A 13617-nucleotide genomic window follows, 5' to 3' on the forward strand; every position below is an offset into this window, starting at 1 on the left:
CTATGTCCCACAATATAAGGTGCTTTTACCGATTTACGGCTGCGGTCAATTGTGGGACATCGCCTATAATTTGCATTATCATACCTGTCATTCAATGCCGTGCCTAACACCACGGATGCCTAAATGGGCAGGATTAACACTAGCGCAGTGAAGATGAGATAAGTTAGGCTGTGACCGTTTGTCACGCGCGACGCTACTGATGATGGAACAATAAATACAACGTATGAAAAAACGTATTCCCACTCTTCTGGCCACCATGATTGCCAGTGCCCTCTATAGCCATCAGGGCCTGGCAGCCGATCTCGCCTCACAGTGTATGCTGGGCGTGCCGAGCTATGACCGTCCTCTGGTACAGGGCGAGACTAATGAATTACCCGTCACCATCAATGCCGACAACGCTAAAGGGAATTATCCCGATGACGCGGTGTTTACCGGCAACGTGGACATCGCACAGGGTAACAGCCGCCTGCAGGCCGACGAAGTACAGCTTCATCAGAAGCAGGCTGAAGGCCAGCCGGAGCCAATACGTACCGTCGATGCGCTGGGCAACGTCCATTATGATGACAATCAGGTTATTCTGAAGGGACCGAAGGGCTGGTCTAATCTGAATACCAAAGATACCAACATCTGGGAAGGTGATTACCAGATGGTGGGCCGTCAGGGGCGCGGGAAAGCCGATCTGATGAAACAGCGTGGGGAAAACCGTTATACCATTCTGGAAAACGGTAGCTTTACCTCCTGTCTGCCAGGTTCCGATACCTGGAGCGTCGTCGGTAGCGAAGTGATCCACGACCGTGAAGAACAGGTCGCAGAGATCTGGAACGCCCGTTTTAAACTGGGTCCGGTTCCGGTCTTTTACAGTCCTTATTTACAGTTACCCGTCGGCGATAAGCGCCGTTCCGGTTTCCTGATCCCGAACGCAAAATATTCCACCAATAACTATTTTGAGTTCTACCTGCCGTATTACTGGAACATTGCGCCCAACATGGACGCCACCATCACGCCACATTATATGCACCGTCGTGGCGGGATCATGTGGGAGAACGAATTCCGCTACCTGACGCAAGCAGGTGCGGGCCTGATGGAGTTCGACTATCTGAACTCCGATAAAGTGTATGAGGACGAACATCCGAAGGATGACAATTCGCGTCGCTGGTTGTTCTACTGGCAGCACGCCGGTGTACTGGACCAGGTGTGGCGTTTCAACGTCGACTATACCAAGGTCAGCGACACCAGCTACTTTAATGATTTCGATAACAAATACGGTTCTAGTACTGACGGCTACGCCACGCAAAAATTCAGCGTCGGCTACGCGGTACAGAACTTTGATGCCACGGTTTCGACCAAGCAGTTCCAGGTCTTCGACGCGCAAAACAGTAACAGCTACTCTGCGCAGCCGCAGTTAGACGTCAACTACTACCAGAATGACGTTGGTCCGTTTGATACCCGTATTTATGGTCAGGCGGTGCACTTCGTTAACACCAACGACAACATGCCGGAAGCGACGCGCGTTCACCTTGAACCGACCATCAATCTGCCATTGTCGAACAACTGGGGAAGTATCAATACCGAAGCAAAACTGCTGGCAACGCACTATCAGCAGACTAATCTGGATTGGTACAACGCGAATAACACCACCAAGCTCGATGATTCAGCTAACCGCGTCATGCCGCAGTTTAAAGTTGACGGCAAGATGGTGTTTGAGCGTGACATGCAAATGCTGGCGCCGGGTTATACCCAGACGCTGGAGCCGCGCGCGCAGTACCTGTACGTACCGTATCGCGACCAAAGTCATATCTATAACTATGACTCGTCCCTGCTGCAATCTGACTATAGCGGCCTGTTCCGTGACCGTACCTATGGCGGTCTGGACCGCATTGCCTCCGCCAACCAGGTCACGACTGGGGTCACATCTCGCGTTTATGATGACGCAGCCGTTGAACGTTTTAATATATCCGTGGGTCAAATCTACTATTTCACCGAGTCTCGCACCGGCGATGACAACATTAAATGGGAGAATGACGACAAAACGGGCTCACTGGTATGGGCGGGTGACACCTACTGGCGCATCTCCGATCGCTGGGGTTTACGCAGTGGGATCCAGTACGACACGCGTCTGGACAGCGTTGCAACCAGTAGCAGCAGTATCGAATATCGTCGCGACGAAAACCGTATGCTGCAGTTGAACTACCGTTATGCCAGCTCGGAGTATATCCAGGCTACCCTGCCGTCTTACTACTCTACGGCAGAGCAGTATAAAAACGGGATCTCACAGGTGGGCGCAGTGGCAAGCTTCCCAATCGCCGACCGTTGGTCGATTGTCGGCGCTTACTACTTCGATACAAACGTGAACAAAGAAGCAGATTCAATGCTGGGCTTGCAGTACAACTCCTGCTGTTACGCCATTCGCTTCGGTTACGAACGTAAGCTGAACGGCTGGGATAATACCCAGAAACACGCGATTTATGACAACACGATCGGCTTTAATATCGAACTGCGCGGCCTGAGCTCCAACTACGGTCTCGGCACCAACCAAATGTTGCGTTCAAACATTTTGCCGTATCAAAGCTCTTTATGATCTGATTGATTTACAACGTAATCCGCATCGCGGTTAATTGAAATGGAAAAAGTATGAAGAACTGGAAAACGCTGCTTCTCGGTATCGCCATGATCGCGAATACCAGTTTCGCTGCCCCACAGGTAGTCGATAAAGTCGCAGCCGTCGTCAATAACGGCGTCGTTCTCGAAAGCGACGTCGATGGCTTAATGCAGTCAGTAAAACTTAATGCGGGTCAGGCTGGTCAGCAGTTACCGGACGACGCCACGCTGCGTCATCAGATCCTGGAACGTTTGATCATGGATCAAATCCTCCTGCAAATGGGTCAGAAGATGGGTGTTAAAATCTCTGACGAGCAGTTGGATCAGGCTATTGCCAACATCGCCAAGCAGAACAACATGACGCTGGATCAGATGCGCAGTCGTTTGGCACAGGATGGTTTAAGCTATTCGACCTATCGTAGCCAGATCCGCAAAGAGATGACCATCTCTGAAGTGCGTAACAACGAAGTTCGCCGTCGCGTCACTATCCTGCCTCAGGAAGTGGATGCCCTGGCGCAACAGGTAGGCAACCAAAACGATGCCAGCACCGAACTGAACCTGAGCCACATTCTGATCCCATTACCGGAAAACCCAACTTCCGACCAGGTTAACGCGGCTGAAAGCCAGGCGCGCTCTGTTGTTGATGAAGCGCGTAACGGTAGTGATTTTGGCAAACTGGCTATTACTTATTCCGCTGACCAGCAAGCGCTGAAAGGCGGCCAGATGGGTTGGGGACGTATTCAGGAGCTGCCGGGTATCTTCGCCCAGGCGTTAAGCACTGCGAAAAAAGGCGATATCATCGGCCCAATTCGTTCAGGTGTCGGCTTCCACATCCTGAAAGTCAATGATATGCGTGGCCAAAGCCAGAGCATCTCCGTGACTGAAGTTCACGCCCGCCATATTCTGCTTAAGCCGTCGCCGATCATGACCGATCAGCAGGCGCGTCTGAAGCTGGAACAAATCGCGGCAGATATTAAGAGCGGTAAAACTACCTTCGCAGCAGCCGCTAAAGAGTTTTCTCAGGATCCAGGCTCTGCCAACCAGGGCGGCGATCTGGGTTGGGCTGCAGCGGATATTTTCGACCCAGCTTTCCGCGATGCGCTGACCAAACTTCATAAAGGCCAGATGAGCGCCCCGGTGCACTCCTCTTTCGGTTGGCATCTGATCGAACTGCTGGACACGCGTAACGTTGATAAAACTGACGCGGCGCAGAAAGACAGAGCTTACCGTATGCTGATGAACCGTAAATTCTCGGAAGAAGCAGCAACCTGGATGCAGGAACAGCGCGCCAGCGCTTACGTTAAAGTTCTGAGCAACTAATGGCTCGTACTCAACGTGTTGTTATCACTCCCGGCGAACCCGCCGGGATTGGCCCGGACCTGGTGGTTCAGCTCGCCCAGCGCGATTGGCCTGTAGAACTCGTTGTCTGTGTGGATGCAGGACTTCTCAGTGACCGGGCAGCAATGCTCGGTTTACCGCTTTCACTCCTCCCCTACTCTCCAGATACCCCAGCCAGACCGCAATCTGCAGGCACATTGACGCTGTTACCGATTGCGCTGCGGGCACCTGCTGTCGCGGGTCAGTTGGCGGTAGAAAACGGGCAATATGTGGTGGATACGCTGGCTCGCGCCTGCGATGGTTGCCTGCATGGTGAGTTTGCGGCGTTGATCACCGGTCCTGTTCACAAGGGCGTAATCAATGACGCAGGCGTTCCGTTTACCGGGCATACCGAGTTTTTTGAAGAGCGCTCACAGGCAAAGAAAGTTGTTATGATGCTGGCGACCGAAGAACTGCGCGTTGCCCTGGCAACCACGCATTTGCCGCTCAGAGCCGTTGCCGACGCCATTACGCCCGCCCTGCTTCAGGAAGTGATCGGCATTTTGCATCATGATTTACGCACTAAGTTCGGCATTGCCGATCCACATATTCTGGTGTGCGGTCTTAACCCGCATGCTGGTGAAGGCGGCCATATGGGAACGGAAGAGATAGACACCCTCATTCCGGTACTCGATGAACTGCGTGCGCAGGGGATGAAATTAAACGGCCCGCTGCCCGCAGATACGCTTTTTCAGCCCAAATATCTCGACCACGCGGATGCCGTGCTGGCAATGTACCACGATCAGGGTCTCCCCGTGCTAAAATACCAGGGATTTGGTCGCGGTGTGAATATCACACTGGGCCTGCCCTTTATTCGCACATCCGTCGATCACGGCACCGCACTTGAACTCGCGGGCCGTGGACAAGCAGATGTCGGCAGTTTTATTACGGCGCTTAATCTCGCCATCAAAATGATTGTTAATACCAATGAATAATCGAGTCCATCAGGGCCATTTAGCCCGTAAACGTTTCGGGCAGAACTTCCTCAACGATCAGTTTGTGATCGAAAGTATTGTCTCTGCTATCAACCCGCAGAAAGGTCAGGCTATGGTCGAAATCGGCCCAGGCCTGGCGGCATTGACCGAACCAGTTGGCGAACGCCTGGACAAGCTCACGGTCATTGAACTGGACCGCGATCTGGCAGCACGCTTACAGACACACCCGTTTTTAGGGCCTAAGCTGACGATTTATCAGCAAGATGCCATGACCATGAACTTCGGCGAACTGGCACAAACGATGGGTCAGCCGCTGCGCGTATTCGGCAACCTGCCGTACAACATCTCCACGCCACTCATGTTCCATCTTTTTTCCTATACTGATGCCATTGCCGACATGCATTTCATGTTGCAAAAAGAGGTGGTCAATCGTCTGGTTGCAGGGCCAAACAGTAAAGCGTATGGTCGATTAAGCGTCATGGCGCAGTATTACTGCAATGTGATCCCGGTACTTGAAGTGCCGCCATCTGCATTTACGCCAGCGCCTAAAGTTGATTCAGCTGTTGTGCGTCTGGTCCCTCACGCGACGATGCCGTACCCGGTTAAAGATGTTCGTGTGCTGAGCCGTATTACCACCGAAGCGTTTAATCAGCGCCGTAAAACGGTACGTAACAGTCTCGGCAACCTATTCAGCGTTGAAGTACTGACAGAGCTGGGCGTTGATCCGGCGATGCGAGCGGAAAATATCTCTGTCGCGCAATACTGCCGGATGGCTAACTATCTGTCAGAAAACGCGCCATCGAAGGAGAGTTAAACATGATCAATTCGCCCCGAGTGTGCATTCAGGTACAAAGCGTCTACATTGAGGCGCAATCCTCACCTGATGATGAACGTTACGTTTTTGCTTACACCGTAACTATCCGCAATTTGGGGCGAGCGCCTGTGCAGCTGTTGGGGCGTTATTGGTTAATCACTAATGGTCATGGCCGCGAAACAGAAGTCCAGGGTGAAGGCGTGGTTGGCGTCCAGCCCCATATCGAACCCGGCGAAGAGTACCAGTATACCAGCGGTGCGGTGATTGAAACGCCGCTGGGCACCATGCAGGGTCACTACGAAATGATCGATGAACAAGGCATCGCCTTTACCATCGACATTCCCGTATTCCGACTCGCCGTTCCAACACTCATTCATTAAAACAATAACTATGGCGACATACCTTATTGGCGACGTTCACGGTTGTTACGATGAACTGGTAGCCTTGCTGCATCAGGTAGACTTTAATTCCCAAAAAGACACCCTATGGCTCACCGGCGATCTGGTCGCTCGTGGGCCGGGCTCGCTGGACGTTTTGCGCTACGTGAAATCACTGGGCGACAGCGTACGGTTGGTATTGGGTAATCACGATTTACACCTGCTGGCCGTATTTGCTGGTATCAGTCGTAATAAACCTAAAGACAGGGTCACATCGCTGCTCGAAGCACCGGATGCCGACGAATTACTTAACTGGCTCCGCCGTCAACCGCTGTTGCAGGTAGACGAAGAGAAGAAGCTGGTGATGGCACATGCCGGTATCACCCCACAGTGGGACCTGCAGACGGCAAAAGACTGTGCTCGCGATGTTGAAGCCGTGTTGTCGAGCGACTCATATCCCTTCTTCCTTGATGCGATGTACGGCGACATGCCCAATAACTGGACCCCGGAACTGACCGGGCTGGCACGCCTGCGTTTTATTACCAACGCCTTTACCCGCATGCGTTACTGCTTCCCCAACGGTCAACTGGATATGTACAGCAAAGAGTCACCAGAAGACGCACCTGCCCCGCTGAAGCCATGGTTTGCCATTCCTGGACCTGTCAGTGAAGCGTACAGCATTGCATTCGGGCACTGGGCATCGCTGGAAGGCAAAGGCACACCAGAAGGTATTTACGCGCTGGATACGGGGTGTTGCTGGGGAGGCGATCTCACCTGTCTGCGCTGGGAAGACAAACAGTACTTTGTGCAGCCATCAAATCGCCATCTGAATCTGGATCCTGGCGAAGCGGTAAACGCCTGAGAGATTTATGCCTGATGGCGCTACGCTTATCAGGCCTACATCTGGCACAAGAGTAGGCCGGATAAGACGTTTCGCCGCCATCCGGCACTTACAGGATTAACGACGCTCCAGAATCTCGAAGCAGTAGCTGTGAGAGTTTTGCGCGTCGGCATCGTGGAATTCACTGAACACCGACTCCCAGTCATCCGGTTCGTAGTCCGGGAAATGCGTATCCCCTTCGACTTCAGCATCAATGTGCGTCAGATACAGCTTCTGCGCTTTTGGCAGGAACTGCTCATACACGCGCCCACCGCCAATCACCATAATCTCTGGTTCATCACCGCAGGCCGCAATGGCTTCATCAACAGACTTCACCCACTGTACACGATCGTCAGTGCCAGGCTTGCTGCTGATGACGATATTTTTACGCCCAGGTAACGGTCGCCCGATGGATTCCCAGGTGTGGCGTCCCATGACAACCGGCTTGTTTAAGGTATTACGTTTAAACCAGGCGAGATCGGCAGGGAGGTTCCACGGCATGGCGTTCTCCATACCGATGACGCGATCTACCGCTAACGCCGCAATCAGACTGATCATTGAATATTTCCCGGATACAAAAAAATTGTCGCCACTATACGGAAAGCGCAATCTTTCGTCGACTGGCGGAAAGAGGATGAACAGGAAAATTTTCCGTTCTGCTGGCGAACCGACCTATTTAAGGTGGTACGCCAGCATTACAGTAGTTCAAAAACAGCCAATTAGCAGTAAAGTTTGCAGAACATCACATTTTTTACCCTATGCTGACGGTTTCACTTCCGGCTCATCGGCGACGTCGCCCGTATGCTTACCTTCATCCGTGCCTTGCCAGCCATGGCGTTGAATTAACGATAAGTGCTGACGATCTTCCGCAATAATTTCACTCAGCATTGCGCTGGTGCGTTTATAAACGGCCGCGCGGGAAGTCGCGTCATTTTCCCCTTTCACCATCTCCTCTACCATCATGGTATTGAATCGGCGGAATACGTCGGCCCGCTCACGTGCCTCATAGCGCCCAAGCCCGAGCCCCTCCAACGCCAGACGTCCGGTCTTCAGTGCACCTTCAAAGGTTTCGCGTTCCGGCATATCCACGCCCGCCTGGCGCAGGCGGATGTAATGATCCACATCGCGCGCACGAGCAATAATTTGCAGATGCGGGAAATGCTCTTTCACCATTTCGGTTAACTGCAGGCTGGTTTGCGGATCGTCAATGGCATTAATAATGACTTCAGCTTTCGCCGCCCCGGCAGACTCCAGCAGATCCATCCGGGTCGCATCGCCATAGAAAACCTTCATCCCGAATTTACGCAGCGTTTCGATATGGTCCGGGTCATGATCAAGAACCACCATTTTGACCCCACTCGACAACAACAGACGACCGGTTATCTGGCCAAATCGCCCAAATCCAGCGATGATCACCCGCGGTTGCTCCTCATCGATTTCATCGGCTTCCCGCTCTTCCGAAGTCGCCGATTTTTCCAGACGCGTCAAAATCACCAGCAAAATCGGCGTAGCCGCCATCGACAACGCCACCGCCAGCGTCAGCGATTTCGCCCAGTCAGGATCGAGCACATTTGCCATTTGCGCCGCACCAAACACCACAAAGGCAAACTCACTGCCCTGCCCTAACAATACGGCAAACCAGCGACGCTGCTTGTTCGGCACCTGCAACGGTTTCGCTATCAACCACAGCATGACGGTTTTGATAACCAGGAAACCGACCAGCAAAATGATAATGCGCAAGGGATTATCAATCAGCGTACCAAAGTCGATAGACATCCCCACGCCAATGAAAAACAGTCCCAGCAGCAATCCTTTAAATGGCTCAATGTCGCTTTCCAGCGCGTGGCGATACTCAGAGCTTGCCAGCAGCACCCCGGCCAGAAAGGCCCCCATCGCCATCGACAGGCCAACCTCTTCCAGGAGCAGACCGAAGCCAAACACGAGGAACAGCGCAACGGCACTGAATACTTCCCGCAGGCCCGAACGCGCAACAAAACGCAAGGCCGGACGTGTGACATAACGCCCCAATACCACCACTAATACCAGTGCGCCCGCTACCTTCAGGGCTGACAATGCAAACGCCCCAAGCGTAGTCGATGCGCCGCTCGCCGCCAGTAACGGGATCATCGCCACCAATGGAATAGCGGCGATATCCTGGAACAGCAGCACGGCAAACGCGCTGCGGCCCATTTGCGAAACCATCAGGTTGCGTTCATTCATTGCCTGCATAGCGATAGCCGTTGAGGAAAGCGCCAGCGTCATGCCGATCAGTTCCGCTACCTGCCAGCGCAGGCCAAGGAACATACAGAACAAACCAATTAAGCCGCCGCAAACCACCATCTGTAGCGCACCGCCGCCGAACACCGATGCCCGCAATTTCCACAAACGTTGCGGATCCAGCTCCAGACCGATGACAAACAGCATCAGTACCACACCGATCTCCGCAAAATGCAGGATGGATTCGGCGTCCGTCACCAGCCTCAGACCCCAGGGCCCGATAATGCATCCGGCGATGAGATACCCCAGTACCGACCCTAATCCCAGCCGTACGGCGATGGGTACAATCAGCGCCGCCGATCCGAGATAAATCAGCGCCTGTATCAGCGTATGGCTATCCATGGTGTGCCTCCTGCCATTCCATCAGACGCTGTTTGTAGTGACGCGCCTGCGCTTGCAGCGTTTCATCATCACAGATAAACGTACAGTGCATCGCAAACGGCGGCAGCCATTTGAGGCCGCAATAGAGCGCTGTTGCCTGTAAAGGCTGAGAAAGCACATCAAATCCGGGATGGGAGCCAATATCGAAGTGGTTTTCACCGCCGCCGGTCGTCACCGCCCACAGCAGTTGTTTACCGTGCAGCGCAGTACCACCATGGCCATACGCCCAGCCGTGCGAAAGGACTTTATCCATCCACAGCTTGAGTAATGGAGGTGTGCTGTACCACTGCATCGGATGCTGCCAGATGATCAAATCAGCGCGCGCCAGCGCATCCTGTTCAGCGGCAATATCGATATTGAAGTCGGGGTAGAGCTGGTAGAGCGAGCGTATCTCCACGCCCTCCAGCGTCCTTGCCTGTTCAAGCATCCGCTTATTCGCATGCGAATGTTGCGGATAGGGATGCGCATAAATGATGAGAATCATGATTAGCCTGTGTCACTGCATTATTGTAATAACAGTGAGTTTAGTCACTTAATCCACAGGCTAACAGTCAATATTATTGAGTGGCTGAATGGAGAAAACTGAACTAGTTGTCCAGTTCGCTCATATCCTTAACCTGATCGCGGTTAATCTGTTCCGTCTTACCCGTCTGGGCATTTTTGTACGACACCAGACCAGTATCATCATCAACCTGCGGTTTGCCGTCAGTGACGATTGTTTTGCCATCGGTGGTTTTAACCGCTTGGTTTGAGGAACAACCGGCCACGGTAAACAGTGCTGCTGCGGTAAAAATTGAGGTGACCAGGATATGTTTTTGCATGGTGTTCTCCCTGCTTTTCAGTTGTTTTCAGTGATATACCCAGTTAACTGTAGGCTAACTGACTGAGTTGCAGGGAAAATACAGAACACTCCTAATAGCCCGCCCTGGTCACGGGCTTACTGCGAATCGTCATTTGACTGGTTTGCGCCAGCGTCAGACCTCGCGTTTCCGGGGCGAAAGCGATGGACACAAGCAGGCCAATCAGCGAAATTCCTGCGCCCATCAGCATGACATTGCTGATACCGTATTTGGTGATGAATACCGGCAGCGCCCAGGTTGAAACAATAGTACCGATGCGGCTTAAGGACATAATCACCCCGACGGCAGACGCGCGAATGTCGGTAGGGAACAGCTCGTTTGGGTATAGCCACTGCAGGTTTCCCGGTCCCCCCGAGAAAAACGCGTACACGGCAAACGCCAGCACTACCAGCCACGCCCCCATATCAGGAATTAACCCCAGCACGGCCAGCGCCAGCGTCATCATAATAAAACTGCCAATCAACAGCGGTCGGCGACCCGCGCTATTGAGCCAGAACATGGGCGGAATGCATCCCAGCATAAAGCACAGGCTTATCACCACATTGCCCAACGCTGCGCTTTTCCCGGCACCAAGCCCCAACAGTCCAACAATCTGCGGACCAAAGGTATAAATGGCGAACATCGGGATCACCTGACAGGTCCAGATTGCGGCAACAAACAGGACAAACGGGAAGTGTCGGCGATTAAACAACTGAAGGAAACGCGTCTCCTGCGGCGCCTCTTCGTCGAACACCACCGGTTCGCCGAACAGTTTGATCATCATCGCTTCACACTCTTTCACCCGACCTTTACGCAGCAGCCAGCGCGGCGATTCAGGAAGATCGAAGCGCCCAATCAGGATCAAAATACAGGGGATCACCGCGCTGCCCAGCATCCAGCGCCATCCTCCCTCAACATCATACAGCCAGTAACCGACCAGATCGGCACAGGTGGCACCGACATACCACATCGCGGCGATAAAACCGATGGAGAAAGCGCGCTGGCGGGTATTGGAGAACTCGGTAATCATCGAGGTAGCAATCGGATAATCGGCACCAATCACAATGCCGATCAGCACGCGCATCACCAACAGCTCAACGGGCGAGGAAACAAACATGGTTGCTGCCGATATCACGCCAATGGCGATAATATCGATGATGAACATTTTGCGCCGCCCGACCTTATCGGAAATGTAGCCAAACAGCGACGTCCCCACAAACAGACCAGCGAGAGTGCCGGCGCCCAGCAGACCAATCCACTGTGCGTCCAGTTTCAATGCTGGCGTGAGCTGTTCCAGCGCCACGCCAATCATCACCAGCACATAACCATCCAGAAATGGCCCACCGCTTCCCCACAGCATTATCCGGCGGTGAATAGAGGTAAATTTGATGTCATCAAAGTTCCTGGGCTGCTGCATAGCGACTTCCTGTTTCAACACGGGCAAAGCGTCATCTATAGGCCGGATAAGGCGTTTACGCCCCCATCCGGCACTGGCGTCACATGATTGCCGGATGGCGACGCTAGCGCGTCTTATCCGGCCTACGGGTGCACAACCTCGTACTTATTAACCGTAGCGAAACTCCACGCCAAATGTCCCACGCGGGTATTCCCACTTTTCCAGCGCTGTATCGAGCCCGAGAATGCGGCACGTTCCGCACTCCAGGCATCCGGCGTAATCAAACCGTACGCTGCCGTCGTCCTGCTTTTTATACAGCCCTGCTGGACAGGCCTTAATCAGCACTTCCAGCGTCTGTTTATCAGGATCGGTTTTGAGAATGATATGTGGGCTGTCTTCATCGACATTGAACTTATTGACGCCCAGTTTGACGTCCACATTGACGGGAGATGTCATAATACGGTCACTCCTTTCAGGCCATCTTTCATCAGGTTGATGAAGCCCACTTTCTTCGCATGGCGCAGGATTTTTTTACGCATTGGCACCGGGGCGGAACCATCTACGGTGAACAGGTCGCGTGCGATACTGACCGCCATTTCGGGATAGGCGGTAAACATGCGCGGGTTATCAAGAAAAGCAGGAAGCTTCTGGTACATACGCATATCGCGCATCGGGCCATCGTCCAGATGCTGACGGTATTCACCCAGCGACTGCTTGCTAAAGTCGTCGCGCTTCATCGCTGAAAGCACCGTTTTCGCCGCCGCTTCGCCTGCGGAAATGGCGAGATCCATACCGCGAATGGTAAAGCCGAGGTTCATACACATTCCGGCAGCGTCACCGGCGATCAGCACACCGTCCCCCACCAGTTCTGGCTGCATATTCATACCGGCTTCAGGTACGACGTGCGCGGCATATTCCACCAGCTTGCCACCGGCGATCAGTGGGGCAACCGCCGGATGCTGTTTGAAATCTTCCAGCATTTGCGGGACCGATTTTTTCGCGTCTTTCAGGTGATGAAGGCCGCAGACCAGCCCCAGAGAAAGGGTCGTTTCATTCGTATAGAGAAAGCCTCCGCCCATCAATCCATCAGTTGGCGAACCGGCAAACAGGCAAGCTGCACCTTCGTTCCCCTGTAACTGGAAACGATCTTCAATTACCGATTTTGGCAGTTCGATCAGCTCCTTTACGCCGACGGCAACATGCGATGCCTCGACGCGCTTTGCCATACCCAGCTTTTCAGCCAGCAGAGAATTCACCCCGTCGGCGAGGATCACCACTTTGGCTTCCAGAATATCGCCGTCGGCTTCCACGCCCACGACTTTACCCTCGCGCTGCACAACGTTATCCACACGAATACCGGTGATAAGCTGGGCGCCCGCCTCCTCGGCCTGCTCCATCAGCCAGGCGTCAAATTTGCTACGTAAGACGGAATAAGAAACCTGCGACGATGCGGCCTCTTCACCATTGCAATAGTCGATGGTCATCGCCCCTTTGTCGGTCATAAAGGCGAGCTTTTCGTGGGTGATTATGCGTTCAATGGGGGCCTGCTCAGCAAAACCGGGAATGATGCGCTCCAGGCTATGCGCATACATGCGCCCACCGGTGACATTCTTCGCGCCAGCAGAATTGCCGCGCTCGATAACCAGCACCTGTGCACCTTCCCGAGCCAGCACCAGCGCCGCAACCGAACCAGCCAGACCTGCACCCACAATGATGGCATCAAAGATATCTTCGGACATACGT

General features: G+C 53.4%; 13 protein-coding genes. 6 read left to right on the top strand and 7 right to left on the bottom strand.

Going from position 1 to position 13617, the window contains the following annotated elements; all coding sequences use genetic code 11:
• Positions 1–223: 223 nt before the first annotated feature.
• The 6 genes from lptD to apaH are packed head-to-tail and all read left to right on the top strand — an operon-like array spanning position 224 to position 6963.
• Complete coding sequence (gene lptD, locus SK33_RS19775) at positions 224–2578, top strand: LPS assembly protein LptD (RefSeq protein WP_032948502.1); 2355 nt, start codon at positions 224–226, stop codon at positions 2576–2578.
• A gap of 53 nt (positions 2579–2631) precedes the next feature.
• The gene (gene surA / locus SK33_RS19780) at positions 2632–3918 is read left to right on the top strand and encodes a peptidylprolyl isomerase SurA (protein ID WP_003018860.1); all 1287 of its coding nucleotides are present in this window, start codon (positions 2632–2634) and stop codon (positions 3916–3918) included.
• The gene (gene pdxA, locus SK33_RS19785) at positions 3918–4910 is read left to right on the top strand and encodes a 4-hydroxythreonine-4-phosphate dehydrogenase PdxA (RefSeq protein WP_048219736.1); all 993 of its coding nucleotides are present in this window, start codon (positions 3918–3920) and stop codon (positions 4908–4910) included. Before surA ends, pdxA begins: the two co-directional genes overlap by 1 nt.
• A complete protein-coding gene (gene rsmA / locus SK33_RS19790; protein ID WP_003018865.1) occupies positions 4903–5724 on the top strand; it encodes a 16S rRNA (adenine(1518)-N(6)/adenine(1519)-N(6))-dimethyltransferase RsmA in 822 nt (273 codons plus the stop codon). The genes pdxA and rsmA overlap by 8 nt, the downstream gene beginning before the upstream one ends.
• A gap of 2 nt (positions 5725–5726) precedes the next feature.
• Positions 5727–6104 (top strand): Co2+/Mg2+ efflux protein ApaG, encoded by a 378-nt coding sequence (gene apaG / locus SK33_RS19795; RefSeq protein ID WP_003018867.1) that lies wholly within the window; start codon positions 5727–5729, stop codon positions 6102–6104.
• A 10-nt stretch (positions 6105–6114) separates the two neighbouring features.
• Positions 6115–6963 (top strand): bis(5'-nucleosyl)-tetraphosphatase (symmetrical) ApaH, encoded by an 849-nt coding sequence (apaH, locus tag SK33_RS19800; protein ID WP_016149534.1) that lies wholly within the window; start codon positions 6115–6117, stop codon positions 6961–6963.
• 96 nt (positions 6964–7059) lie between these two features.
• Here apaH and folA read toward each other — a convergent pair whose 3' ends face one another.
• The 7 genes from folA to SK33_RS19835 all read right to left on the bottom strand — a co-directional run bounded on the left by folA (position 7060) and on the right by SK33_RS19835 (position 13613).
• Positions 7060–7539 (bottom strand): type 3 dihydrofolate reductase, encoded by a 480-nt coding sequence (folA, locus tag SK33_RS19805; RefSeq protein ID WP_003018873.1) that lies wholly within the window; start codon positions 7537–7539, stop codon positions 7060–7062.
• A gap of 198 nt (positions 7540–7737) precedes the next feature.
• On the bottom strand, positions 7738–9600 hold the full coding sequence (gene kefC, locus SK33_RS19810; RefSeq protein ID WP_003018875.1) for a glutathione-regulated potassium-efflux system protein KefC: 1863 nt from the start codon (positions 9598–9600) through the stop codon (positions 7738–7740).
• Complete coding sequence (kefF, locus tag SK33_RS19815; RefSeq protein ID WP_003018878.1) at positions 9593–10123, bottom strand: glutathione-regulated potassium-efflux system oxidoreductase KefF; 531 nt, start codon at positions 10121–10123, stop codon at positions 9593–9595. The genes kefC and kefF overlap by 8 nt, the downstream gene beginning before the upstream one ends.
• A gap of 103 nt (positions 10124–10226) precedes the next feature.
• Complete coding sequence (locus SK33_RS19820) at positions 10227–10460, bottom strand: YgdI/YgdR family lipoprotein (RefSeq protein WP_048219738.1); 234 nt, start codon at positions 10458–10460, stop codon at positions 10227–10229.
• A gap of 91 nt (positions 10461–10551) precedes the next feature.
• Complete coding sequence (locus tag SK33_RS19825) at positions 10552–11895, bottom strand: MFS transporter (protein ID WP_003845694.1); 1344 nt, start codon at positions 11893–11895, stop codon at positions 10552–10554.
• A 147-nt stretch (positions 11896–12042) separates the two neighbouring features.
• The gene (gene fixX, locus SK33_RS19830; RefSeq protein WP_048219741.1) at positions 12043–12330 is read right to left on the bottom strand and encodes a ferredoxin-like protein FixX; all 288 of its coding nucleotides are present in this window, start codon (positions 12328–12330) and stop codon (positions 12043–12045) included.
• Complete coding sequence (locus SK33_RS19835; RefSeq protein ID WP_003018887.1) at positions 12327–13613, bottom strand: FAD-dependent oxidoreductase; 1287 nt, start codon at positions 13611–13613, stop codon at positions 12327–12329. The genes fixX and SK33_RS19835 overlap by 4 nt, the downstream gene beginning before the upstream one ends.
• Positions 13614–13617 lie beyond the last annotated feature (4 nt).

Origin of the sequence: Citrobacter sp. MGH103, assembly GCF_001034475.2 — a bacterium.
Classification (GTDB): domain Bacteria; phylum Pseudomonadota; class Gammaproteobacteria; order Enterobacterales; family Enterobacteriaceae; genus Citrobacter; species Citrobacter freundii.